Origin of the sequence: Nocardiopsis listeri NBRC 13360, assembly GCF_001570765.1 — a bacterium.
Classification (GTDB): domain Bacteria; phylum Actinomycetota; class Actinomycetes; order Streptosporangiales; family Streptosporangiaceae; genus Nocardiopsis; species Nocardiopsis listeri.
The window spans coordinates 1-25152 of the sequence record NZ_BCSH01000097.1 but is presented as its reverse complement, the minus strand read 5'-3'; the positions used below and the strand labels follow the sequence as shown (position 1 = coordinate 25152).

Genomic DNA, 25152 nt, shown 5'->3' with positions numbered 1-25152 from the left:
TCCTGGTCTGGCCTCCCGAATGAATCAGCAGCTCGGTACACGGTACGATCACGCCTCCGTCGCACGCTGGATCAGAGACGGTGCAGTGCCCAGGCGTCAGGCTCCCGAGGTCATCTGCACGATCCTGAGCCAGGAACTCAATCGCCCAATCGTGCTGACCGATATCGGTATGCGGACATCGGGTCACGCATATCAGAAGGCCGACAACCTGGAAGGTGCTGTCAACCACGCGAACGCGCTTTGGTCACAGGACACCAAACACCCTGGCTTCCTCGTCTCCGCGGAACCCTTGCACGGGGCAGAAGCGATCGTTCCAGTTTTCGAGTGGGAGAACTCTTCTGGTGATATGGATGTGGCCAAGAAGGGAAAACACGCTGTCGGGGTGTCTGACCTGGTCCGTTTTCAGATGGCACGCCAGCGATACCAGGAAATGTACCGACTGGTGGGAGGCATCCCGGTTCGCGGACGAATCTCTGCCTTCCTGTCGCAGCAGGTGGCGCCGGTCTTACTTCATGGTTCATACAGCGATGCGGTGGGCCGAAAACTGTTCCAGACAGCAGGGAGCCTGACAGCGCTCGCGGGGGTGTGCGCATATGACGCTTCTCGGCAGGCTCTGGCACAGCGGTACTTCCTCCAGGCACTGCGTATGGCCAAGGCATCCGGTGATCGCAGTTTGGGAGGATACGTGATCGCCCTCATGTCGAACCAGGCCATGAGCATGAGGCAGTACCAGCGCGTGGTCCAGTACGCGAACACGGCATTGAACGGTACGAGGGGTGGCCTTTCGCCAGCTCTGAAGGCTGACCTCTACACCATGCAGTCACGAGCGTTCGCGCGCTTGGGCGATCACTCGTCCTGCCGCGCTCACATGGCGCAGGCGGAGAAGCTTGCGGGTCTGATCCGTTTGGCCGAGGAACCTGATGAGACGAGCTACGTACAGGTGGGGCTCGTGGAGACTCAGCTTTCCGAGGCACTGCGCCAACTCGATGATCTCACCGCTGCTGAGCAGTACGCAGCCGAATCAGTGCGTACCGCGAACCTCGCCCACACTCGTGGGCAGGTCCACCGCTACGCAGGGCTTGCCCTCATCCGGATTCAGCGGTCGCGTGTGGACGAGGCGCTCCCCGCAGCTTGGGAGATGCTCAGGCGTGTCGGCGGTATGGAATCCGTCCGGCTGAATGACCGGGTGAGATCCGTCCGAGACGCTTTCGCACGTCGCAGTAAGGAACCAGAGATACGGGACTTCATCGAACAGGCGGATGCACAACTCATGTTGCAACTGTGATTGCCTGATGGTTGCAGACCGCGACCCTCAGGGAGGCAACGCATGCGTTGGACCGTTCACTCGGAAAAACCCCTCTACACCGACCAGTGGCTCGATATCCGCCTCGCGGACGTGGAGATCACGGGAGGTAGACACCTGGCTCACCGGGTCATCCGCTCGGCTCCCGGTGCCGGGGCCGCTGTACTCGATGGTCAGGGGAACGTTCTACTCATGTGGCGTCATCGCTTCATCACCGACACCTGGGGCTATGAGATCCCCATTGGCGGCATCAAAGAAGGCGAGCTCCCCAAGGACGCCGCCGCGCGCGAAGTCGAAGAGGAGACCGGATGGCGTCCGGGGCTTTTGCGTCCGCTGCTGTACACCCAGCCCTCGAGCGGCCTCTCCGACAGCGAGCACCACATCTTCGTTGCTGACAGCGCTGAGTACATCGGTGAACCCGAAGAGGACTGGGAAGCCGAACGCCTGGACTGGGTACCGGTCGAGCGAATCCCGGACCTGGTGAGTAAACGCGAACTGGTCAGCGGCACCTCCATGAACGCGCTTCTTTACCTTTATGTAACCGAAGTCAGCGGCCGGTAACCGGAGCGAGAGGCCAGTGCTTCACACAGGGTTTAGCTACGGCGAGGGAACATGTTGATAAGGTTCGCCTACTCGGTCGGCCCGAAGGCCAGGTAGCCCAGTTCTTTGCTCCGGGTGTCCCGTGCGTCGGCTCCGGCCTGGTGTTCCCGGGCTTCGACGCACTCGTTCGACCCGCCACTGTAGCTGCTCTTGTGCCAGTTACTCATCCTCGATCTTCCTCATCTCGTCGTGGATGGCCTCCAAGGTCTCCTACGGGTCGCGGGCGGCCCCTTGGAGAGAGGTGAACAGCAACCGGCTTCGAAAGGTACCAGCGGAGTCGGTGATGATTCGGCCCTCTTCGGCTGATTCCATGTAGACCACCTCGGGATCGTCCGACGTGGTGATGATGCGACGAGGTCCTGAGTTTCCCGCATGACGAGGTGGATTCGTGGGGTTCATCTGCACGGTCAAGCGTTCGTTGGTGGCCAAGTCAGCGACACGGGCGAGTTGTATTCGATGACCTGGCCGCCGCGGTGCGTACCTGGTTGAGTCTGGCGACCTGACCGGTCTCTGGTAACGCCGAAGGGCCCTGACCTTTTCAGATCAGGGCCCTTCGGGTCTGGGGTGAGCGACGGGAATCGAACCCGTTCGTCCGGCGGGAAGACGTTCATTCCTCCCGCTGCTCGGCGTACTCGCCGACCCATTCCAGGAGGGGGATGAGCAACGCGGTCACCTCTTCGCCGGGGGCGGTCAGTCCGTACTCCACGTGGGGCGGGACCACCGGGCGCGAGTCGCGGTAGACCAGGCCGTCCGCCTCCAGGACGCGCAGTGTCTGGGCGAGCATCTTCTCGCTGATGACGGCGATGCCGTGGCGCAGTTCGCTCCACCGGCGCGGCCCCTCGGACAGGGCGACCAGGACCAGGATGCCCCACTTGCCGGTGACGTCGCGGATCAGGGTGCGGGAGGGACAGTCGCTGCTCAGGATCCGCCCCCCGATCACGGGGAGTTCGCGTCGGCCTTTCGGTTCCTCGGGTTCGCTCATGGTCCCAACTTACCAAAAGGTGCGTACCCAACCAGAGGAATGTGCTGCTTAACGGTGTCGTTGTCGATCGACAGGACACACCGTCCACCACCCTCACAGAACAGAGGAACAGCATGTCCATCGTCGTCACCGGTGCCACCGGCCACCTGGGCCGCCTCGTCGTCGAATCGCTCCTGGAGCGGGGCCTGCCCGCAGGTGAGATCACCGCGACCGGCCGTGACACCACCAAGTTGGCCGACCTGGCCGAACACGGCGTCATCACCACGCGCGCCGACTTCGATGTCCCCGCATCCTTGCGCGCCGCCTTCGCCGGGGCCGACACACTTCTGTTGGTCTCCGGTAGCGAGGTCGGCAAGCGCGTCCCCCAGCACCGCAACGCCATCGAGGCCGCCAAGGAGGCCGGAGTCGGTCACCTCGTCTACACCAGCGTCCTTCGGGCCGACCGGAGCACGCTGTCCCTGGCCCCCGAACACAAGGCGACGGAGCAGATCCTCGCCGAGTCCGGTCTGCCCCACACCCTGCTGCGCAACGGCTTCTACAGCGAGGTCTACGTCGACCGGCTGGAGCAGGCGCGCGAGCACGGCGCCGTCGTCGGTAGCGCGGGCCAAGGGCGCGTGTCCAGCGCCTCGCGCCGCGACTACGCCGAGGCTGCCGCCGTGGTCCTGCTCGACCCCGCCGCGCACGTCGGCGCCGTGCACGAGCTGGTCGGCGACCAGGCCTGGACCTACGCCGACCTGGCGGTGGCCATCGGCGAGGTCCTGGGTCGCGAGGTCGCCTACCGCGACCTGGGAGACGAGGGGTTCCGGGCGGTGCTCACCGGCGCCGGTATGGACGAGGGCACCGTGGAGTTCGTGGCCGGGCTGGAGGTCGCCACCCGCGAAGGTGAGCTGTGGGCCGATCCGGGTCTGCTCGCCAAGTTGATCGGCCGACCCACCACCCCGATCGTGGAGACCCTGCGCGCCCAAGCCTGACCCGTCCGGTCGGTCCGGTTTTCCCGGTCAGGCGGGGGCCTCGGTGCGGGAGCGGTGGAGTTCCAATAGCAGCCGGGAGGTGTCGGCCTCGCGTTCGGCCCTGGCGCGCCCCGTCCCCGCAGCAGGTCGATGGCCTCCTCGACCCGCCCCACCTCGGCCAGGTGGCGGGCCAACCGCCGCCTGGCCCTGGCGTCGTCGCGGGCCAGGCGTCGCAGCCGGCGCACCCGCCCCAGGCGCGCGTAGGCGTCGGCCAGCGCGGCGCCGATCTCCTCGGCGCGGTGATCGAAGCCCAGTTCGAGGGTGTGCAGCGCACGCTCCGGGTGCCCATCGGCCGTCTGGACGTCGGCCAGGGTCAACGCCGCGCCCGCGTCGCCCTGCTTGGCGCGCCGCTCCAACTCCTGCCATCGGCCCAGGTCGCGCAGGACCACGGCGAGCCGGCGTCCGGCCCACTCGCGCCCACGGTCGGCCTGACGACGCAGCTCCGACAGGGCCGCCTCCGGCCTGCCCTCGCTCAGGTGCAGGTCGATGATCTTGGCGTCGATGCTCCACAGGTGCGTGCCGACCTGTACGCGGTGGCTGTCCTTGATCTCCTCCAACACCTGGACGGCCTTCTCGGTGTCGCCCGCGCGGGCATGCAGGTCGGCCTGGCCCAGGAACGCCCAACAGTGCTCTTTGACCTGGTAGGACTCCAGGACCCGGGCGGCGCCGGCCAGGTCCCCGCGGGTGATGAGCGCCGGGGCCAGACGCTGGGCCGACCACCAGTCACCCCGCTCCGAGCGGGTGGTCAACGCCGACAGGTTCCCCTCCTCGGTGAGTGAGGACGCCAACCGTTCGGCGCTCCACCAGTCGCCTTCGTCCGCACGCGCGGCCAGCCCCTCCAGGTCGCCGCGCTCGGCCAGCAACGTCGCCAGGCCGTGCGCGGCGTACCAGCGGGGCGCGTCGGCCAGGGCCGAGGGTCCCAACCGCTCCAGCGCGTACGCGGCGGTCCACAGTGCTCCGTCCGGCAGATGGTGCAGGGTCGGCAGCCGCGCGACCTGGGCGGCCGGGCCCTCCCACCCGCCGCGGTCGGCCATGGCGGCCAACTCCACGGTGTCGCCCTGGGCGGCCAGTGCGTCGGCCAACCGTTCGGTGACGGCGTGGTCACCGGTGGCCGCCAGCAGCCGCAACTGGTCGAGTTCGCCGCGTTCGACGAGGTCGTCGGCCCACCGGATGCGCGCCGGGTGGCTGCCCTCGCGCGCCAGGTCGCGCAGCCGTTCGCGTTCACCGAATCCGCTGAGCACGTCGGCCAACCTGACCTCGGCGGTGGCCTCTCCCGTTCGGTGACCAACCGGTGCAGCGCCTCCACGTCACCGCGCTCGGCGTACAACTCGACGAGGTTGTGCAGCTCCACGCTCTCGTCCAGGCGCCGCCCCTGGGGGTCGCCGCCCTGCCCCGCCGCCCCGTACAGGCTCTGGACGTGCGTGGTCAGCCGGGCGATCTCGACGTCGTCGGCGAGGTGGTCGCGAACCAGGGGGTGATGGAACCACCAGGTCGGCCCATGCCCGCGCACCAGGCCGGCCTCACCGAGCCGGTCGACGAACCGGTCCAGCCGCAGGGGCAGCCGCCCGCGCGCGGCCAGGAGCAGGTGGCTCACCCGAAACCGGAACCAGGGCCACAGCCCGAACGGCAGGGCACCGGTGAGCGCGCACACCAGGAACGCCGAACAGGCGACCGACAGGGGACCGGACACGCTCGGGACGGCCCAGGCGGCGAGGGCGAAGCACACCCCGCCGAACAGACCGAACCCTGGACCGAGGCGTAGGGCGGCGGTCAGTGCGTCGCCGGGTCCGACGTCGATCGGGGGACCGCCGCGGGGCCGGTTCAGCCAGGCCTGGAGGAACCCGAGCACGACACCGAACAGGGCGCCCGACAGTGCCCCCATCACTCCGCCGATCACCGCGACGCCGACGAGGGTTCCGTACGTCAGGGCCGACAGCGCGTGCGCGGGACGATCCCACTCCATCCCTTGGGTGTTGTCCTTGGGATGCCCCTCGGTGCACATGTCGGTGTTGCGCCACAACGGGGAGAACACGCCAAGGGCACCGAGGACGATGAGCGTGGCCAGCGCGAGGGGGGACTCGGGGGAGGCGCCGACGGTGCCCGTGCCCAGGATCGGGGTGGCGAGCGCGGCGATGGTCACCGATGTCAGGGTGGGCAGCAGGGCGTGGGTGAACCACCGGGGGAGGAGCCCGACGTGCATGCGCCACCAGTGGAAGCGTTGCCGACCGGTGGAGTACAGGTGGTAGGCCAGGTGCGTCGCCCACACGCGGGCGCGCTCCGGGTCGGTGTCGTCGTCATCGAAGGCCTGCCGGAGGCGTTCGTGGACCAGGTGGCGCAGCGGGGAGGAGCGTTCGGCGACCTGCGCCAGTTCGGCCGGTTCGGCGGCCGGTGAGCGGTGGACGACGCGGGCCAGGTCCAGGGCCAAGGGCGAGCGCAACGCGCGGGCGAGGGGGCCGCGGCGGTGGTGTTCGAGCCGCTCCGCGACCGGCGCCCACCGGGGCTCGTCGACGGTGGTGCCCGGGGCGGGGTCGGTGTCGGCGAGGAGGTGGAGTGCTTCGGAGGGATCGACCGGGGCGAGCGTGATCCGGGCGAAGCCGGGCAACGCGTGGGGCGAGAGCCGTTCGAGGGCGGCGAACTCTCGTGTGCGACAGGTGAGGACCACAGGGGCGCCGAGGGTGCCGAAGTCCTCGATCGCGGCCAGGGCGGTGGGTCGCCAGGCCGGTCGGACCCGGTCCAACCCGTCCAGTACCACCAGGACCCGCCCCTGGTGGATGAGCGTGTGGAGTTCTGGCTCCGAGGGCGGATCGGTGCCGGGATGGAGTCCGCGGCGGGCGGTCCGGGCGGTGTGCAGGGCCACGTCCTCGTTGGACTCGGGGTTCCAGGCGCCCAGGTCCAGGACGAGCGCGTGCCGTTCGCGGTCGCGTCGGGCGAGCCGTCGGGCCAGGGTATTGGCCAGGTGGGACTTGCCGGAGGCGGGTTCGCCCAGCACGAGCAGGCGGGGGCGGTCGAGATCCTCGAACACGGCGTCGATGTCGTGGAGGGAACCCGCTCGGGCGGATTCGTCCGGCGAGGTGAAGGCGGAACGGAGCGGGTGGGCCGGTGCGGGTCCGGGGTGATGTGGCCCGAGGTCCGCCGGCTCTCGTGGGAGGTCTTTGGTATCGGGACCAGCCCGCGGCGACCGGCGCGGGACCACGACGGTCCAGGCCGTGTAGGCCGCCACCGCGACCGCGGCGACCCACACGGCGGGTTCGCCACCGGGTGTGATGGCCTCCCCGTCCAAGAGGAAGGGGCCGGCCGTGAGGACACCCGCGAGGATCGCGCCGAAGGCGATCCGGGTCTTCTTCCCCGCTTCGCGCATGGGGCACATTATGTACCGATCGAGGCGACCTCATCAGGGCGGTTCCGATTATTGGTCGCACGATCGCGACCAAGCGTGGTGCGCAGGTCATGGGTGGGACTTGTGGGGTGCGAGTTCCCTTTTCGGCGGTGGGCGATCCTTCGTCCGAGGACGTTTCGGACTCAGCACTCCGGCGGAAAGTCGTCGGGACTGATGACGGTTCCCTCGTCGCTCTCGTGGGTGCCCAGGAGCACCCCGTCCTCGGCGGCCAGGGTGTCGGTGTCGAAGCGCAGGGACGCGATGTCGTTCTCCCGGTCCTCCTCGGTCCCCTTCGCCGAGGTCACGCCCAGGGTGTACTCGGTGTCGGCGCCCTCGGGGACGACCCGGTAGGCGGGAGCCCCTGATTCGTCGGTGATGTCCCAGGCCTCGCCGGGGGCGGACAGGTCCACCTCCACCGGGCTCTGCGAGAACTCCTCGTTGGCGGTCAGCCGCCACCGGTGCTCCTGTGAGGACAGGTCGATGCGGGCGGGAGGACTGTCCCCGCACCAATCGATCAGGATGACGGGGAAGTGGTGCCGGGCGGAGAAGTGGCCGGTGGCCACGGCCCCCACGGCACCGCCGTCGGCGCCGCACGAGGTCAGCAGCAGGGCGGTCAGCGGCAGGGCGGCCAGTCGTGGTGTGGTGGCTCTGTCGATGGCGGACATGCCGCGATTGTGCCAAGGTTCGTGCCCCCGAGGTGGGCCGGTTCGGGTGCGTGGTGACGCCGACGCGGGGGAGAGCACAGGTCAGGTGGGCCTGGGTGCCGTTCGTGATGTGGGCTCGGCTTCGGCGTGTCTTACGGACACCTTCCCGACCATGCCCCTTCCGTCTGAGTGGTCCAAGGCTCCGATCGGGGCGGTATCGAGAGACCCATGATGCTTTGTCTCGATAACCGAGCGTCCTGTCAGGTCACGCCTCGGATTCGGATTCGTCCGCCTCTTGACCCTGATCGACCTTGATGCGAAAGATGGCACCGCAGTCAACTTCTGTGATGTGGGACACCAGGGGCGGGAAGCGGTCGTGGGACGGCCCGCCCCTACGAGAGGACAACTCATGCGTGCACGACGGTGGTCGGTCGCGGCGGGGGCACTGGGTCTGGTGCTCATGGCTTCGGCGTGTGGCGACGGCGGTGATGGCGGCGGTGACCAGGTCGAGGTGTTCTCCTGGTGGACCGGCGGCGGTGAAGAGGCGGGCCTGAACGCCCTCATCGAGCAGTTCGAGGAGGACAACCCCGACGTCGAGTTCGTCAACGCGGCGGTGGCCGGTGGTTCGGGCACCAACGCCCAGGCCGTCCTGGAGGGGCGCCTACAGAGTCAGGACCCGCCGGACTCCTTCCAAGGACACGCCGGGGCCGAACTCCAGGACTACATCGAGGCCGGGTACCTGGCCCCGATGGACGACTTCTTCGACGAACAAGGGTTGCACGACGCACTGCCCGACCAGCTCGTCGAACAGATCACCTACGACGGGTCCGTCTACTCGGTTCCGGTGAACATCCACCGCTCCAACGTCATGTGGTTCAACCCCACGGTGCTGGAGGAGGCCGGGGTGGACGCCCCACCCGAGACCCTGGACGAACTCCTCGATGCGTTGGAGGCGGTCTCGGAGGAGACCGACGTCATCCCCATGGCGGTGGGCGCGCAGTGGACCGTCTCCCACCTGCTGGAGTCGGTGTTGCTGGCCTCACTGGGCCCCGAGGGCTACAACGCGCTGTGGGAACCCGGCGCCTCCTGGGACACCCCCGAGGTCGCCGACGCCCTGGGCACCTTCGAGGAGATCATGGAGTACACCCAGGAGGAGTCGGCGGCCGAGGACTGGCAGGAGGCCGCGCGTCGTGTCTCCGACGGCGAGGCCGCCTTCAACATCATGGGGGACTGGGCCGCCGGTTACTTCGACGAACTGGGAGCGCTCCCCGGCGAGGACTACGACTGGGCCGCGTCGCCGGGTACCGACGGCACCTACATGTGGCTCTCCGACAGCTTCACCCTGCCGGAGGGAGCGCCCAACGAGGAAGCGGCGATGACCTGGCTGGAACTGGTCGCGAGCCAGGAGGGCCAGGACACCTTCAACGTGCTCAAGGGTTCGATCCCCGCACGTGAGGACGCCGACCCGGCCCGCTACGCCGACAGCCCCTACCTGGAGTCGGCGCTGGAGGAATGGCAGTCCGGCCCCGAACTCGCGGGCTCCTTCTGGCACGGCGTGACCGTCGGCAACCGCTGGAAGAACGACATCGACACCGCCGTCGGCCTGTACCTGGGCGACGGTGACACCGAGGCGTTCAACGCCGCACTGAACGAGGCCGCGCAGTCCGAATGAGCAACTCGAACAACCCGCCCGGGGTCGCACGGCGCGACCCCGGGCCCACCACCGCGCCCGCGCGCCCGAGCAGGGTCCCTCGGGCGCTGAACCGTGCCCGCACCTGGCTGCCGGGACTCCTGCTGGTCTCCCCGTCGATCCTGCTCATCGGGGTGTTCGTCTACGGCATGATCGGATGGAACACCCGGCTGGCGCTCAGCGACAAGCACGCGCCCGTCCAGGACGGGGAGTTCGTCGGCCTCGTCAACTTCGTGGCCCTGTGGCAGGAGGCCCGCTGGCCGGCGGCCGTGGGCAACGCGATCGTCTTCACCGTGGTCTTCGTCGGCGGCGCGCTGTTCATGGGCTGGCTGCTGGGACTGCTCCTGGACAAGGGCATCCGCGGCGAGGCGGTCTTTCGCACCTTGTTCCTGGCACCGATGGCGGTGTCCTTCATCGCCACCGGTGTGGTGTGGCGCTGGCTGATGAACCCCGCGCCCGCCGAACGCGCCACCGGGCTCAACGCGCTGTTCGTCCACTTCAACCTGGACTTCCTGGTCAACGACTGGTGGACCGCGCCGGACCTGGGCATGGCGGCCATGGCGCTGCCCGCGATCTGGCAGTTGGCCGGGTACATCATGGCGCTGTTCCTGGCCGGCTTCCGCGGTGTTTCCGAGGACCTGCGCGAGGCGGCCCGCGTCGACGGATGTTCCGAATGGGGCGTGTACCGGCACGTGGTCATGCCCCAACTGCGGCCGGTCCTGCTCAGCGCGATCATCATCCTGGGCCACATGTCGTTGAAGGTGTTCGACCTGATCATCGCGATCGCCGGGCAACAGATCATCGCCGACGTCCCGGCCGTGTACATGTGGGCGATGGTCTTCGAGGTCCGTGACCCGGCCAAGGGAGCCACCATCGCCTCCTACCTGTTGTTCGCGGTGGCGGTGTTCGTCATCCCCTACCTGGTGTGGACCGTGCGCAAGGAACGGAGCGAGGGCCGATGACCCAGAGCGCACCCGAACGGGTGATCGCGCCCGGCGGCGGGGTCGCCGGCACCACGCGGCGCGGACAGGCGGTCAAGTTCACCGTCCTGTTCGCCCTGGCGGTGCTGTTCCTGCTGCCGATGTACGTACTGCTGGTGACCGGGTTCAAGCCCTTCGAGGAGGCCACCGCGGCCCGGGCCTGGTCCCTGCCGCAGGTCTGGAGCGTCGAGGGCTGGGCCACGGCCTGGGAGGCCCTGGCCCCGGGGATGTACAACAGCGTCCTGGTCGCGGTGCCCAGCGCCGTCATCTCGGCGGTGCTCGGCTCCATGAACGGGTTCGTCATGGCGCGCTGGCGGTTCCCCGGCGCGGACACGGTGTTCACGCTGTTCCTGTTCGGGATGTTCATCCCCTACCAGGCGGTGATGATCCCGCTCCAACAGATGCTGGTGAGCGCGAACCTCATGGGCGGGGTGCTGCCGCTGATCCTGGCGCACACCGTCTACGGCATCCCGATCTGCACGCTCATCTTCCGCAACTACTACGCGAGCATCCCCCAGACGCTCATCGAGGCGGCCAGGGTGGACGGTGCGGGCATGCTGCGCACCTACGCGTCGGTGGTGCTGCCGGTGTCGGCACCGGCCTTCGCGGTCACGCTGATCTGGCAGTTCACCTCCGCCTGGAACGACTTCCTGTTCGCGGTCTTCCTCACCGGTCCCAACAGCTGGCCGGTGACGGTGCAGCTGAACAACGTGGCCGGGTCGATGGTGGTGCCCTACAACCAACAGATGGCGGCGGCGGTCCTGGCGTCGTTGCCGACGTTGATCGTCTACCTGGTCCTGGGCCGCTACTTCATGCGCGGCCTGATGGCCGGGGCGCTCAAGGGCTGATCCACACACGGGCGTCGTCTCCGACAAGGGAGGCGACGCCCGTTGTCCTTTTCGTCAGGAAAAAAGGGGAATGTGAATTCCCGTGGTCGCCTCATCGTGGTTTTATTCGTCGCCGATCGGTGGACCGAAACCGCCCGTGCGGGTATCGGTCTCGCGCGGAACCCCTGCTTCGGAGAGGGTCTTCCTGACCGCCCTCCGTATCGCGCGTGAGTGAGGGGATTGTTTCCGTGAAACGTGCACGAAATGCGAAAGAAAGGTGGAATGAGGATTCCTTCCGCCGTGGCCGCGCTGGTTCTGGGGAGCCTTCTTCTGGGTGCGGCGCCCGCTCACGCTGCCACCGGTGAGGTCGTGGTCTTCACGACCGAGTTCGAGGACCGCGTGCGCTACGCCGACCCCGCGTCGAACGACTGTGTGCGCCTCCCCGCCACCGCGCACGTCCTGGTCAACCTGACCGACACGGACGTGAGCCTGCACGCCGGACCCCGGTGCGCCGGGCCCGGGGTGACCGTGGAGTCGGACCGTGGGTGGCACGCGCCGCCCAGCGGACTGTTCGGCTTCTCGGTGGCGTGACCTTCGAAACCGAAGAAAAGGGATGGACCGCGCCATGGGCCCATGGCGTATTTTATCCCTTTGTTCTCGGCCGATTGAGGTGATCCCAGCGACTTTAAAGTGGGACGAAAGCGGCAAAAAGAACACGAAGGAAGGAATGGCCACTCGGTAGACAGAGACGTGGAGCCCCAGGTAGAAGGCGAGGTGTCGAATCTTGCCGGGCTACCGTGAAAGGCTCCACGTGATCACCTATCGTGTCACCCTCGACGTCCCCAGGGAAGTCGTTCTCTTCCTCTCTCGTCTCCTGGCCGCCGAACGCAAGCTGCTCGGCACCCGCAAGGGCACCCGTGCCCTGACCTGCTTCCACCAGGCGGTCATGGCTCTGCGCCACTTCCGGGAGGGGGCCGACCCCGCCACCCTGGCCCGCGACCACGGCATCGGCCGATCCACCGGCTACCGCTACATCGACAAAGCCACCGCTGTCCTGGCCGACCAAGCCCCTGACCTGCACGATGCACTCCACCACGCCCACGCCAGGGGCGTGCCCCACCTGGTGCTCGACGGCACGGTGATTCCCGCCGACCGCTGCTCGGCCAAGACGATGAGCGTCAAAGGAAAGAGCATCGATCTGTGGTACTCGGGCAAGGCCCATCACCACGGCGGCAATCTCCAAGGCGTTCCGTGCCGGGTTCTTTAGAGGCTCGGAACCAGACGGGTTTCCGCTCTTCCTCAGCGACGTCGAGCCCGGATCGGTCAACGACCTACCCGCGGCCCGTCCCCATGTGCTCGGCACGCTCTACGCCTTCGCGGCCAAGGGCCTGCCCACGCTGGCCGACCTGGGGTACGAGGGTGCGGGAATCGGTGTCACCACCCCCATGAAACAGCCGAGCCAGGGGCCGCCACTGGCCTTGGACAACCGCACCCTGAACAGACTCCAGCGGGGTGTGCGCTGTCTGGGCGAGCGCGGGTTCGCGCTGCTGACTCAGCGGTGGCGATGCTTGCAGCACATCACTGCCGGCCCCAGCAAGATCGGGGACATCGCCAGAGCCGCTCTCGTGCTCACAGATTTCGAACGTGGACGCCTGACGTGAAACTCGCTGGGATCACCTCAATGGGGTCTTCCTCTCCTCGGAGCGTCCGGGCGGGGTGCGCCGAACAGGGGAAAACTACCAAGGGTGACGCTGTCAGTGCTCTGGGTTCGCGAAAAGGTCGCCGCGGTGAGGGACGGGATCGAAGGCGAGGTCAGTCACCGCGGCCGGCCGAGTACACGCTCAGGTGCGTGTGGGCCAGCGAGAACAGTGGAGTGGGTACACCCAGTTCCCGGCCCCGCCTCACCAGGTCGCCGACGATGTGGTCGCCCTCCACCGGGTTGTCATGGGTCAGGTCCCAGTACATGGACGTGGACGTGTCGCGTTCGGTGTCACCGACGGTCTTCTCGGCGAAGGCCCGGATGTGCTCACTCGGTGGGAACCCGGCGGCGGTGGCCACCGCCATCGACTCGGCGAGCATCGCGGTGCTGAACTCCGATCCGCCAGGGGCCCGGTTGACCCGACCGATGGGGGCGCGCATCAGACAGGTGACGGCGCCCAGACCGGCCAGGAACACCCACTTGTCCCACATCCGCTGACGGATGTCCTCGACCGCCCGAGCGGTGAAACCGGCCCCGTCCAGGGCCTTGTGCACCTGGTCGAGTCCCACCACCGGGCTCGACCCCAGCGGACCGTAGATCAGCTCGCCCATCTTGCCGACCTCGACGATCTCCCCGGCCTCACCCAGCCGCGTCATCACCATGCTCACCCCGCCGTAGACGCGGTCCTCGCCGAAGCGTTCGGTGAGCACGTCCAGGTGCCGCATGCCGTTGAGGAAGGGCACCACGACGGTCCGTGGCCCCACCGCCCCGGCCAGGTCGGCCACGGCGCCCTCCAGCCCGTAGGACTTGACCGCCAGCAGGACCACGTCGTACTCGGGGGTGAGTTCGCCGGCGGTGACGGCGCGCACGGGCACGCTCTCGGTCTCGCCCTCCACCGTGCGCAGCACCAGACCCCGCTCGCGAAGCAGCTCGGCGCGGGCCGGCCGCACCAGGAAGTCGACGTCCCGCCCGGCCTTGACCAGCCGCGCACCGAAGTATCCGCCGACCGCCCCGGCGCCCACCACAAGGATCCTCATGCCGCTCCCGCTCCGTCGAACTCGCTGAACCAGGCAAAAAGGTATGACGATGGGACACCCCGCCGCAAGAGCGAATGTCCCGCCTGTGGACGACCCCGTCTCAGGCGAATCGGGCCCGTTCCGAGGTCGGAGTATTCGGACACGTCGACCCTTGCGGACGCGGGTGGAGGGACAACAGGATGGGATCCGTGCCGAGGGCCCCGACCCTCGGGCCGCGACCTTGGGAAGAGCAGGTGCCATGACCACTTCGACCACCTCCAGCCGCGTGGACGACATCCTCCACCGCAGCGCCGCGAGAACCCCCGACCGCACCGCCCTGGTCTTCGAGGACCGTACCTGGACCTACACCGAACTCGACGACGCGGTCACCCGCGCCGCCGCCCGCCTCCTGGGGCTGGGCGCGACCAAGGGCGACCGGATCGCCGCCTACGGACGCAACTCCGACGCCTACCTCATCGGCTACCTGGCCTGTGCCCGTGCCGGGCTGGTGCACGTGCCCATCAACTTCGCCCTCCAGGGCGAGGAGCTGGCCTACCTGCTCGAACAGTCCGGCAGCAGCATGGTGCTGACCGACCCGGCGCTGCGGTCCGCGGTCGACGGGCTGCGTTCGCGTACCGGGATCGAACAGGTGCTGGAGCTGCGCGGCGGTGCCGGGTCACTGCTGTCCGACGCCTCCGACGGGCCGGTTCCGGTGTTGGACGTGGAGGTCGTCGACACCGACCTGGTGCAGCTGCTCTACACCTCCGGGACCACCTCCCGACCCAAGGGCGCCATGATGACGCACCGCGCCCTGGTCCACGAATACCTGTCGTGTCTGGTCGCCCTGGACCTGGACGCCGACGACGATCCGCTGCACGCGATGCCGCTCTACCACAGCGCCCAGATGCACGTCTTCCTCATGCCGTGGCTGGCGGTGGGCGCCACCAATACCCTGGTGGAGGCACCCGACCCCACCGACCTGCTGCGCCGGATCGAGACCGACCGCCACGGCGCGTTCTTCGCCGCGCCGACCCTGTGGGTCGCCCTGGCCGGTCACCCCGAGTTCGCCGACCGCGACCTGTCCAGCCTGCGCAAGGCCTACTACGGGGCCTCGATCATGCCCGGGCCGGTCCTGGAGAGACTCCGCTCGACCCTGCCCGAGCTGGGGTTCTACAACTGTTTCGGGCAGAGCGAGATCGGGCCGCTGGCCACCGTGCTGCGCCCCGAGGAGCACGTCGACCGCCCCGCCTCCGCCGGACGATCCGTCCTGTTCGTGGAACTTCGGGTGGTCGACGAGCAGGACCGCGACGTCGTCCCGGGAGAGTTGGGCGAGCTGGTCTTCCGCTCCCCACAGCTGTGCCAGGGGTACTGGGACAAACCGGAGGAGACCGCGGAGGCGTTCCGAGGCGGCTGGTTCCACTCCGGTGACCTGGTGCGCGCCGACGCCGAGGGCTACATCGAGATCGTGGACCGGATCAAGGACGTCATCAACACCGGTGGCGTGATGGTGGCCTCCCGGGAGATCGAGGACGTGCTCTTCGCCCACGACCAGGTGGTCGAGGCCGCCGTGGTGGGGATGCCCGACGAGAAGTGGATCGAGGCGGTGACCGCCTTCGTGGTGCCCGCGCCGGGTGTCGACACCGACAAGCTTCCCGAGGCGCTCGTCGAGCACGTCCGGGCGCGGCTGGCCCCGTTCAAGGTGCCCAAGACGGTGCGGGTGGTGACGGAGCTGCCCCGCAACGCCTCGGGCAAGATCCTCAAACGCGAACTGCGCGACTGAGGACCTCAGCCCCGGTTCGCCGTCGTGGGGACGTCGGCGCCGCTCCCGCGCACCCGCCCGGGGGCCTGGCGGGAGAAGGTCCAGGCCTGGGCCCGTGAGGACCTGGCCTCCTTCCGCGCACGCCCTTGGCTGATCGAGATCACCTCCGGCCCGTTCCTCGGCCCCCACGCCTTCGCGTGGACCGACTCGGCCATCCGCGTCTTCGACGGCACCGGGCTCGACGCCGAGGAGGCCCTCGCCATGGTGGGGGTCTTCGAGCGTGCCCTGGCATGGTTGTTGGACGGGGTCGAACAGCGCGTCGCCGAACGCGTCGTGGAGGGCCGAACGGAGGGCGGAACCCTCTGACGTGCGGATCGTTCCAAGGAGGAGAGCGGGTGTGACTTGACGCACCAACAGACTAAGTGATTTAGTCACTATATGAACAAGAACGCGCCCTCCCTGTCCGAGCGGCTCGCGGACGACATCGTGGAGATCATCCGCCAGGAGAACCTGGCACCCGGAGACCTCATGGCCTCCTCTCGCGAACTCGCCCAGCGATTCGACGTCACCACCCCGACCGTGCGCGAGGCGCTGCGCCGGCTGGAGGCCACCGGCGTCGTGGAGTTCAGGCACGGTTCGGGAACCTACGTGGGCGCCGGATTCAGTCGGACCCTCCTGGTCAACCCGCACCTGCCCAGGGAGAGCGAGGACTCGGTCCTGGAACTGGCCGAGGCCCGTCTGGTCCTGGAACCGCCGATCGTCGCCACGGCCGCCCGTGTGCGCGACGACGAGCGACTGGCCCAGATCGAACGCTCCACCGTCAACGCCCTGCACCCGCCCCGCTTCGACGCCGAGGCGCCGGTGCACTTCCACGTGGCGCTCGCCGCCGCCACCGGTAACACCCTGCTGCGGGAGACCGTCGAGGCGCTGCTCTTCGTGCGTTCACGCGAACAGGTCGAGATCAGGCACCGTTACCACGACCGCGAACGCGACCACGCCGAGCACATGGAGATCTACACCGCGGTCAAGGACCGGGACGCCGAGGCCGCCGAACGCCTCACCCGCGAACACCTGACCGCGATCAGGGACGCCGTGGCGGCCGCTTCGCGCGAGGCGGCGAACCGATGAGCGCTTCCAGATCCCACACGCCACGCCCCCATCACCTCGCCGACATGACCACCGAGCAGGCGGCCGAGGCCGTCACCGAGAGTCCGGTCGTCATCCTGCCGGCCGGGGCATTCGAGCAGCACGGTCCCGCCATGCCCTTGGCCACCGACCTGGTCAGGGCCGAGGCGGTGACCGATCGCGTGGCCGCACGCCTTGCCGGGCGGGCCGTGATCGGCCCGAGCCTGCCGGTGGGCGTCTCACCCCACCACGTCGCCTTCGCCGGCACCCTCACACTGTCCGTGACCACCTTCCGCACCGTGCTGCGCGAGTACCTGGACGGGCTGTACGCGCACGGATGGCGCAAGGTCCTGGTCGTCACCGGACACGGCGGCAACAACGCGGCCCTGACCACCCTGGCCCAGGACCTGCTGGCGGAGCTGCCCGACCTCGAGTTCGCGTGGTCGCCCCTGACCTCCATCGCCGCCGACGTCGTCGCCCGCATGCCTAAGAGCGAGGTCCACGGCCACTGCGGTGAGGCCGAGACCTCGCAGATGCTCCACCTGGCACCCGACCTGGTCCACACCGACCGCTTCGCCCCCGGCACCAGGAACCTGTCCGAACTCGACGCGCTGCCCCGACTCGCCCGCCGTCCCGGGCACCCCACCCTCCAGGTGCGCTACGACCGACTCAGCGCCAACGGAGTCCTGGGCGACCCCGCCCGGGCCACCGCCGAGGACGGCGCGGCCATCGTCGACCGCGTCGTCGCCGAGATCACCGAGTTCGTCGAGGAGTGGCTCAAGGCCTGACCCGGCCCTTGAACGGGCCGATCCGCCGCACCAAGGCGGACCGGCCCCCTCGCTGAAACCCACCGGGCCCCAAGGGGCTCCACCGACCGGACCCGCCACCGCCGCGGGCCCGGTACCGACCGAATCCACAGGCCCCCGGTCGCGTTCGCGACGGCCGAGGGTCCATCAGCCGTACCCGAAAACGCCCCCGAGGCGTCCGCACACCGACGGAAGAGGACATCATGAGTCGCCCGCACCGACGACCCCTCGCCCGCCTGACGATCGCACTCGCCCTACCCGCCCTGATCCTGTCGAGCACCTCCACCGCCGAGGCCGCCGACACCCCGGCCCCCGCCACCCCGACCCCGCACCGATCCCAAGGCTGCGCGAGTCCGCCGCCCCAAGAACCCGGGCAGAGCGTCCAACACTCCCTGGCCAGCGGCGACCTGGAGCGCTCCTACCGGCTCCACCTGCCCGACGACTACGACGAACACCGTGCCTGGCCCGTCGTCCTCGCCTTCCACGGACGGGGCAACACCGGCGCCGGAACCGAGGAGTTCTCCGGACTCTCCGAACTGCCCGCTGTCGTCGTCTACCCCGAAGGGGTGATCGGTCAGGGCGACGGCGACCGACAGGCCTGGCAGGGCGCCCCCTACTCCGCGCCCGGTGTGGACGACGTCGCCTTCACCCACGACCTCCTGGACACCGTCGAGTCCGATCTGTGCGTGGACCGCGCACGCGTCTACGCCACCGGCAAGTCCAACGGCGGTGGCTTCACTGCGCTCCTGGCCTGCGCCGCCGCCGACCGGGTCACCGCGATCGCCCCGGTCGCCCCGGCGCTCTACCCCCACGACCTGGACTGCGAGCCCGAGCGCCCGGTCCCCACCCTGTCCTTCCACGGCACCGAGGACGCCACGATCCCCTACACCGGAGACCCCGAACGCGGCCTACCCGACCTTCCGACTTGGAACGCCGAACGGGCCGAGGCAGGCGACTGCCGACCCGACCCGCGCGCGCGAAGGGTCGATCCCGACGTCATCGAGTACCGCTGGACCGGCTGCGCGCCGGGAGCGGCGGTAGGACACGTCGCCATCGAGGGCGGCGGACACACCTGGCCCGGCGCCGACTCCTACAGCGGCGGCGGCCACACCACCCGGACCATCGAGGCCCACGAGGAGATGTGGCGGTTCATGAGCCGCTTCCGCCTGCCCCTCGTCTGACCCGCACGCACAGCCCAGGAGTACCCCATGTCCCGATCCACCTCCGGCGGCCCCGACGCCACCGGTCCCGATCCCACCGGTTCCGACCACGCCGGCGACCCGACCACGGGCAACGACGTCCCGCTACCGCGCATCATCCGCGCCATGGCGGTGATCGAACGGGTCGGCAACGCGCTCCCGCACCCGTTCTGGCTGTTCTGGATCCTCGCCGCGATCCTGGGAGTGGCCAGCGCCATCATGGCGGGGCTCGACGTCTCCGTGGTCTCCCCGAGCGACGGCGAGACCGTGGTGGTCCGCAACCTGTTCAGCGGCGAGGGCATGGCGATGGCCCTGTCGACGATGATCGACAACTTCGCCGCGTTCCCGCCCATGGCGACCATCGTCGCGGTCATCATGGGTGTGGCGGTCGCCGAACGCAGCGGGTTCCTGTCCTCGCTCATGCGGGTCAGCGTCTCCCGTGTCCCCACCGGCTGGGTGGTGTTCGCGGTCGCCTTCGCCGGAACGATGTCCCACGTGGCCTCGGCCGCCGCCTACATCATCCTCGTCCCCCTCGGCGGACTGGCCTTCCGCGCCGTCGGACGTTCACCGATCCTCGGTGTGGTCGTCGCCTACACCGCCATCGCCTCCGGCTACGACGCCAGTCCGATCCCCACCCCCAACGACGCCATCTTCGCGGGCATCACCACGGCCGCCGCCCAGGTCGTGGACCCGGGGGCCTTCGTCTCGCCGCTGAGCAACTGGTACTTCAACATCGCCTCCTCGGTGGTGCTGGCCACGGTCATCACCGTGATCACCAAGTTCGTCCTGGCCAAGCGGCCCGACCTGGACCCCGACCCGGACGCGGACCTGGAGAACATCGGTTCGCTGCACCTGAGCGACGCCGAGCGTTCCGGACTGCGCCGCGCCCTGGTCGCGCTGGTGCTCGCCCTGATCGTCCTGATCGCCATCGTGGTCCCGCAGGGCTCCCCGCTGCGCGGTGAGGACGGTGGTCTGGCCGAGTCGCCGCTGCTCACCGGGGTCGGCGCGCTGGTGGCGCTGCTGTTCGGCCTGGTCGGCATCGTCTACGGCCACCGCGTCGGCACCATCGACAAGCCCGGCGACGTGCCCGCGCTGATGGTCCAGGGCATCAAGCAGATGGCGCCCGTCCTGGTCCTGTTCTTCGCCATCGCCCAGTTCCTGGCCTACTTCGACTGGACCCACATCGGTGACGTGATCGCGGTCCGCGCGGCCGAGGCCCTGCAGACCAGCGGAATCCCGGTGGTCGTGCTGTTCCTGTTCATCCTGGTGCTGCTGAGCCTGATCAACATCATCATCACCAGCGGTTCGGCGATGTGGGCGATCTGCGCGCCCGTCCTGGTGCCGATGCTCATGCTCATCGACGTGCCCGCCGAGACCACCCAGGCGCTGTTCCGGATCGCCGACTCCGGATCGACCGCCATCACCCCGATGAGCCCCTACTTCGTGATGGCGCTCGGGTTCCTGCAGCAGTACCGAAAGAGCGCAGGGATCGGCACCCTGGCCTCCTACACCCTGCCGCTGGCGATCGGCATGACCGTGGTCTGGACCCTGCTCTTCCTGGCCTGGTGGGCCCTGGGCGTCCCGCTCGGCCCCGGCGCCCCGGTGCGCTGACCCGGCACACGCTCCGGCCCCGACGGTGTCACGACACCGTCGGGGCCGGAGACCCGCGTTCAACGATCCACGGGCAGTTCCTCGGGTGCCGTCGCCCACGTGGTGTCGGCCTCGGTGCCCAGGTCGAACTCCAGGTGTCCGCCCTCCTCCAGGAACGACTCCGGCAGCCACGAGGCGCCATGTTCGTCCCCGTCCAGGCGTACCCCCTGCACGTACACCGAGTCCGGGCCGGCCTCGGGGGCGCTGATGGTGATCGGCCCGCGCCCTGGCGGGGTCAGACGGACGTGGGTGAAGACCGGGCTCGACAGCAGCATTTCACCGCGCCCGGGCGCCTGCGGGAACAACCCCAACGACGCGAACACGTACCAGGCCGACATGGTCCCCAGGTCGTCGTTGCCCGGCAGGCCCGCCGGCCCCGTCCCGTACTGGGACGCGATGATCTCCCGCACCGTCTCCTGGGTCTTCCACGGCTGCGCCAACCCGTTGTACAGCCAAGGCGCATGCAACCCCGGCTGGTTGGTGGGATCGTAACGAAGCGGGTCACCGCCGCCCACCGACCACTCGCCGTCGGGCGTGCGGAAGAACCCGTCCAATCGCTCGGCGGCCACCTCGCGCCCGCCCATCGACTCGGCCAGACCACCGACGTCGTGCGGCGCCATCCACGTGTACGTCGCCGCCGTGCCCTGCGCGAACCCGGTCCCCGACGCCGGATCGAAGGGCCCCACCCAGGAACCATCGCCGTTGCGAGCCCGCATGTACCCCGCGTCCTCGGTGGCCCGCGGGTCGAAGACGTTGCGCCAGTATCCGCCCCGATCGGCGAACATCTCGGCGTCCTCCGCAAGTCCCAGACGCCGCGCCCACTGACCCAGGGAATGATCGGCCACGGCACCCTCCAAGGTCTCGGCCGCCCCGCCCCAACAGTGGCAGTCGTCGTGCGGGGCGTACTCCAACTCCAGGTAGCGCTCCAGGTTCGGGCGCTGCCCCTCGCACTGACCCGGGCAACCCGCGTCGGACAACCCGTCCGGATGCGGTTCGGTGGCCTGGGCCCGCAACGACGCGTAGGCGGACTCGGCGTCGAAGCCGTCCACCCCCATCGCGGCGAACGTGGCCAGGGTGATCGCGGACGGGTCGCCGGTCATCACGTGGGTGGGGCCGTTGACGTGCACCCATCGATCCCACACGTGGCCGTTCTGCTCGGAGAAGTTCAGCAACGACTGCGCGAAGTCCCCGGTCACCTCCGGCTCCAACAGCGCCGACAGTTGGATCTGGGCGCGGTACTGGTCCCACCCGGAGAAGTTGGAGTACTGGGCGCCCTGGCCGTCGACGATCCGCTGAGGTTCGCCGTCCATCCCGGGGTAGTGCCCGTCCACGTCACTGACCAGGTTGGGCTGGAGCAGCGAGTGGTACAGGGACGTGTAGAACTCGGTGTAGAGGTCCTCGTTCCCGCCGCCGACCGCGACCGCGCCCAACCGTTCGTTCCAGGCCCGGCTCGCCCCTTCGGCCACCGTGTCGACGGTGGCGTCGCCTTCGACCTCCGTGTCCAGATTGGCCCGGGCGCCCTCGGCGCTCACGTACGAGACCCCCACGCGCATCTGCACGGTCGACCCCTCGGGGAAGGACACGTAGCCGCCCGAACCACGGCCCCGGCGAGCGTCACGATCGTAGCCCTCGCCACCGGAGGCGGTGGTGGCCCCGGGCATGAGCTCGTCGTCCTCCCAGGTGCCCACCTCGCTGAAGTCGGTGTCGAAGCTCGCGGTGAAGTGCAACCGGTAGTAGGAACGGCGGTTGTTCTCTCCGCCGTTGGCGCGTTGGCCGCAGAAGGAGCCGGTGAGCACCGATCCGGAGACCGTCCCGGCCTCTTTGTCGATGCTGATCTCGGCCTCCTCGCTGCCGTTGAGCGAGTTGGAGGTGCGCAGCAGCAGGGTGGCCGGGTCGCCCTCGGGGAAGGAGAACTCGCCCACCCCGGCCCGATCGGTCACGGTCAGGTCGGTGTGCACCCCATTGGCCAGGGTCACCGTGTAACGGCCGGGCTCGGCGGACTCGTCCCCGTGGTCGAAGTCGCTCGCGTAGATCTCGTCGGTGGTGTCGGCGCTGGGGGAGGAGTCCACCGGGACGGTCACCGGCATGATCGGCAGGTCCCCGGCCGCGCCCGGGTGGCAACCGGCCCCGTTGACGTGTGTGAGGGCGAAGCCGCGCACCCGGGTGGTGTCGTAGTGGTAGCCGTTGGCGGCGCCGGTGTCGGTCTGGTCGCCGGGGGTCGTCGTGGGGCTCCAGGAGACCATCCCGAACGGACGCACCGCACCGGGGTAGGTGTTGCCTCCCCCGGCGGTGCCGACGAACGGGTCCACGTACCCGACCGGGTCGGTGACCAGGTCGGGTACGGACCCGGAGTTCGCGGCGGGGGATGACGCGTCGGTGGAGGAGGGCGCGATCAGGCTGAGGGCGAGGAGCGGCGTGCACAGCGCGGCGAGCAGGGCACGGGGCGTACGGGAGGAAGGGGGCATCGGGATCCTCTACGTGGTGGCGGGTCAGGGAAGTGTCCCCCATCCCGTGGCCCGCGCCCAGACCCCCGGACGCGACGGAACGGGATTTCCCCGAGGCTTCCCCGCTCGGTCACCCTCCCGTGAGAGTTCGCCACCGGACCGCTCAGGCGGCGACGGTGAACATCCGCCTCGGGTGGGCGCCGGCCTCCACCTCATCCACCATCGCGACCGCGTAGTCGGCCTTGCTGATCCGACTGCGGCCCTGTTCGTCGGTGAGAAGGACGTCGCCGCCGGCCCGATAGTGGCCGGTGCGTTCACCGTCGCCGACCAGCTCGATCGGCGGCGCCAGGTAGGTCCAGAGCACGTCGCGGTTGATCTTGTAGAGGAAGAAGACCCGCTCCATGGTGCGGCCGGCCTTGCGTCGGGGACCGCGGGCGACGCTCTGCTGCCAGTGAATGGAGGTGCGAGAGGCGTCGGCGAACAGGGGTCCGGGATCGCCGACCGTGATGAGGCGGATCGGGGAACGGGCCAGTAACAGCAGCAGGTGGCGATTGACCGAGAGGTGGTCGCGTTCGCGGCCGGCGGGCACCTGGTAGGCGTTGATCAGGACGTCGAACTCCGCGAGGTCGGGGCGGGTGAGGTCCCGAGGGGCGCGTCGGACGGCGGTGACGGGCGCGGACCATCGTTCGGGATCGTCCACGAACGCGGTCACTTCGTGGCCGCGCGCGGCGGCCTCGGTCGCTATGTGTTCGGCGAGTCCACCGGCGACGCCGATGATGCCGATCGTGCTGGTCACGGAAGTTTCGTGCATGGGAGCCCCCTGCGAATAGATGTGCGCTCCAGTCGTGTCATGCGGGGCCGGTACGGGTGGGGGTCGAGGCCGACCTCGTGGCGGAGATGTCTCCGCCACGTATTACAACTTATCCGGAGAACCCTCCGTCAAACAAGGCCCCTTCGGTGTGACGAGGATTCCCACTCGCCGAAAACCCCGCTCTGAACAGGGGACACATCGGATACGCTGAGGCGGAGAAGTCTCCGTGGCACCGGCCGTAGGAAGGTCCTACATGTCGACGAAGCGTGTCGAACAACTCCACGCACAGGGGCTTCGAACGCGTGCCAGTCTGCTGGAGGTCGCGCGCGAGGCCTTCGAGGAGTCCAGGGACGTCTCCCTGAACTCCATCGCCAAGAGGGCGGGGGTGGGCATCGGCACCCTGTACCGGCACTTTCCCACCCGCGAGGACCTGGTCTTCGAGCTCTACCGCGACCAGGTGCAACGGCTCACCCGCGCCTCCGGTGAACTCCTCGACGAGCACTCGCCGCAGGAAGCGTTCCGGCTGTGGCTGGAACGCTTCGCCCGCTACGCCATGACCAAGGCCGGGCTCTTGGAAGTGCTGCGCACCGCCACCGCCCACGGGCGATTCGCCCAGGTCGGACGGGGGCCCGTGGCCGACGCGGTCGAACACCTGCTCGTCGCCAACCAGGAGGCCGGCACCCTGCGCGCCGACCTGACCGCCGACGACGTCCTGCTGGCCGTGGCCGGCCTCTACCAGCTCGACCCCTCCGCCGAGGACTGGGAACGGCGCGCCCACCGCCTCCTCGACCTGGTCCTGTGTGGTCTGCGCCCCCGTGACTGAACCCGGGTCGGAAGGCCGCACCCACATGTTCGGGTCGTGAGGGAACCGGACTTTCGGGAACGGGCCACGCACAGGATGCGTGTGGACATCCCGAGGACTGGTTCAGTACGCCGGGCCGCAGTATGTCGGACCCCAGTACGCCGAGGACCAGTACGCCGAAGACCTGCGCGCCCAAGACCTGCGCGCCCAAGACCGTTCGGGACGGCCTGCTGCTGGTAGTGGTGGGTTATCCACAGGTGAAGAGTTCGGGGTGGTGAACCGTTCCGCCTACGTGATCCCATTGATCTTGGGGGAGCCGCGGGTTTCGCCGGTTTTGTGCTGCCTGGGGTGGGAGTGGGCGTAGGTCGTGGGGTGCCTCGGGTTTCTGGCTCTTGGGGTTGGTGGGGGTTGTTCGGGTGGCTGGTGGGG

At 69.0% G+C, this 25152-nt stretch carries 22 protein-coding genes and 1 pseudogene; 15 read left to right on the top strand and 8 right to left on the bottom strand.

The window, feature by feature from the left end:
- Both NLI01S_RS23540 and NLI01S_RS23535 read left to right on the top strand, forming a co-directional pair.
- Positions 1-1285, top strand: a 1285-nt coding sequence (locus NLI01S_RS23540; RefSeq protein ID WP_084392842.1) for a hypothetical protein, incomplete at its 5' end; no start/stop codon positions are given.
- A gap of 42 nt (positions 1286-1327) precedes the next feature.
- Positions 1328-1864 (top strand): NUDIX hydrolase, encoded by a 537-nt coding sequence (locus NLI01S_RS23535; RefSeq protein ID WP_067608689.1) that lies wholly within the window; start codon positions 1328-1330, stop codon positions 1862-1864.
- 68 nt (positions 1865-1932) lie between these two features.
- Here NLI01S_RS23535 and NLI01S_RS23530 read toward each other — a convergent pair whose 3' ends face one another.
- The 3 genes from NLI01S_RS23530 to NLI01S_RS23520 all read right to left on the bottom strand — a co-directional run bounded on the left by NLI01S_RS23530 (position 1933) and on the right by NLI01S_RS23520 (position 2885).
- Complete coding sequence (locus tag NLI01S_RS23530) at positions 1933-2070, bottom strand: DUF397 domain-containing protein (RefSeq protein ID WP_067608686.1); 138 nt, start codon at positions 2068-2070, stop codon at positions 1933-1935.
- 43 nt (positions 2071-2113) lie between these two features.
- Complete coding sequence (locus NLI01S_RS23525; protein WP_223809358.1) at positions 2114-2356, bottom strand: Scr1 family TA system antitoxin-like transcriptional regulator; 243 nt, start codon at positions 2354-2356, stop codon at positions 2114-2116.
- Between the two features lie 154 nt (positions 2357-2510).
- Positions 2511-2885, bottom strand: coding sequence for a winged helix-turn-helix transcriptional regulator (locus tag NLI01S_RS23520; protein WP_067608683.1), 375 nt, complete (start codon positions 2883-2885; stop codon positions 2511-2513).
- A 113-nt stretch (positions 2886-2998) separates the two neighbouring features.
- Here NLI01S_RS23520 and NLI01S_RS23515 point away from each other — a divergent pair, with 113 nt between their 5' ends.
- A complete protein-coding gene (locus NLI01S_RS23515) occupies positions 2999-3856 on the top strand; it encodes an SDR family oxidoreductase (protein WP_067608680.1) in 858 nt (285 codons plus the stop codon).
- Positions 3857-4640: 784 nt separating this feature from the next.
- On the opposite strand, the gene NLI01S_RS23510 is transcribed toward NLI01S_RS23515, so the two are convergent.
- Positions 4641-7253 carry a hypothetical protein gene (locus NLI01S_RS23510; protein ID WP_067608678.1) on the bottom strand — a complete coding sequence of 871 codons (2613 nt, stop codon included), beginning with the start codon at positions 7251-7253 and terminating at the stop codon, positions 4641-4643.
- A gap of 161 nt (positions 7254-7414) precedes the next feature.
- A complete protein-coding gene (locus NLI01S_RS23505) occupies positions 7415-7936 on the bottom strand; it encodes a hypothetical protein (RefSeq protein WP_067608676.1) in 522 nt (173 codons plus the stop codon).
- A 388-nt stretch (positions 7937-8324) separates the two neighbouring features.
- Between NLI01S_RS23505 and NLI01S_RS23500 the strand changes: the two genes are divergently transcribed.
- The 5 genes and pseudogenes from NLI01S_RS23500 (at position 8325) to NLI01S_RS25440 (ending at position 13073) form a co-directional block, all read left to right on the top strand.
- On the top strand, positions 8325-9587 hold the full coding sequence (locus NLI01S_RS23500; protein ID WP_067608673.1) for an ABC transporter substrate-binding protein: 1263 nt from the start codon (positions 8325-8327) through the stop codon (positions 9585-9587).
- Positions 9584-10567, top strand: a complete 984-nt coding sequence (locus NLI01S_RS23495) for a carbohydrate ABC transporter permease (protein WP_067608670.1) — start codon at positions 9584-9586, stop codon at positions 10565-10567. The genes NLI01S_RS23500 and NLI01S_RS23495 overlap by 4 nt, the downstream gene beginning before the upstream one ends.
- A complete protein-coding gene (locus NLI01S_RS23490) occupies positions 10564-11433 on the top strand; it encodes a carbohydrate ABC transporter permease (protein WP_067608666.1) in 870 nt (289 codons plus the stop codon). The genes NLI01S_RS23495 and NLI01S_RS23490 overlap by 4 nt, the downstream gene beginning before the upstream one ends.
- A gap of 261 nt (positions 11434-11694) precedes the next feature.
- Complete coding sequence (locus tag NLI01S_RS23485; protein WP_067608663.1) at positions 11695-12003, top strand: hypothetical protein; 309 nt, start codon at positions 11695-11697, stop codon at positions 12001-12003.
- Between the two features lie 220 nt (positions 12004-12223).
- Positions 12224-13073 (top strand): annotated as a pseudogene (locus NLI01S_RS25440) (transposase family protein).
- A 151-nt stretch (positions 13074-13224) separates the two neighbouring features.
- Here the strand turns inward: NLI01S_RS25440 and NLI01S_RS23470 are convergent.
- Complete coding sequence (locus NLI01S_RS23470; RefSeq protein WP_190318568.1) at positions 13225-14148, bottom strand: ketopantoate reductase family protein; 924 nt, start codon at positions 14146-14148, stop codon at positions 13225-13227.
- A gap of 238 nt (positions 14149-14386) precedes the next feature.
- Between NLI01S_RS23470 and NLI01S_RS23465 the strand changes: the two genes are divergently transcribed.
- From NLI01S_RS23465 to NLI01S_RS23440, 6 genes are all read left to right on the top strand, one after another.
- Complete coding sequence (locus NLI01S_RS23465) at positions 14387-15907, top strand: fatty acyl-CoA synthetase (protein ID WP_067608654.1); 1521 nt, start codon at positions 14387-14389, stop codon at positions 15905-15907.
- Positions 15908-15931: 24 nt separating this feature from the next.
- On the top strand, positions 15932-16252 hold the full coding sequence (locus NLI01S_RS23460) for a TetR/AcrR family transcriptional regulator C-terminal domain-containing protein (protein ID WP_067608651.1): 321 nt from the start codon (positions 15932-15934) through the stop codon (positions 16250-16252).
- A gap of 72 nt (positions 16253-16324) precedes the next feature.
- Positions 16325-17014, top strand: coding sequence for a FadR/GntR family transcriptional regulator (locus NLI01S_RS23455; RefSeq protein WP_067608648.1), 690 nt, complete (start codon positions 16325-16327; stop codon positions 17012-17014).
- A 44-nt stretch (positions 17015-17058) separates the two neighbouring features.
- Positions 17059-17799: a creatininase family protein gene (locus NLI01S_RS23450; protein WP_084392840.1), complete on the top strand. Its 741-nt coding sequence runs from the start codon at positions 17059-17061 to the stop codon at positions 17797-17799.
- 221 nt (positions 17800-18020) lie between these two features.
- Positions 18021-18998, top strand: a complete 978-nt coding sequence (locus tag NLI01S_RS23445; RefSeq protein ID WP_067608642.1) for an alpha/beta hydrolase family esterase — start codon at positions 18021-18023, stop codon at positions 18996-18998.
- A gap of 27 nt (positions 18999-19025) precedes the next feature.
- Complete coding sequence (locus NLI01S_RS23440; protein ID WP_084392838.1) at positions 19026-20627, top strand: AbgT family transporter; 1602 nt, start codon at positions 19026-19028, stop codon at positions 20625-20627.
- 59 nt (positions 20628-20686) lie between these two features.
- On the opposite strand, the gene NLI01S_RS23435 is transcribed toward NLI01S_RS23440, so the two are convergent.
- Both NLI01S_RS23435 and NLI01S_RS23430 read right to left on the bottom strand, forming a co-directional pair.
- Positions 20687-23131 carry a GH92 family glycosyl hydrolase gene (locus tag NLI01S_RS23435; protein ID WP_067608639.1) on the bottom strand — a complete coding sequence of 815 codons (2445 nt, stop codon included), beginning with the start codon at positions 23129-23131 and terminating at the stop codon, positions 20687-20689.
- 142 nt (positions 23132-23273) lie between these two features.
- Positions 23274-23921, bottom strand: a complete 648-nt coding sequence (locus NLI01S_RS23430; RefSeq protein ID WP_067608636.1) for an NAD(P)-dependent oxidoreductase — start codon at positions 23919-23921, stop codon at positions 23274-23276.
- Positions 23922-24174: 253 nt separating this feature from the next.
- Between NLI01S_RS23430 and NLI01S_RS23425 the strand changes: the two genes are divergently transcribed.
- Positions 24175-24744: a TetR/AcrR family transcriptional regulator gene (locus tag NLI01S_RS23425; RefSeq protein ID WP_067608633.1), complete on the top strand. Its 570-nt coding sequence runs from the start codon at positions 24175-24177 to the stop codon at positions 24742-24744.
- Positions 24745-25152 lie beyond the last annotated feature (408 nt).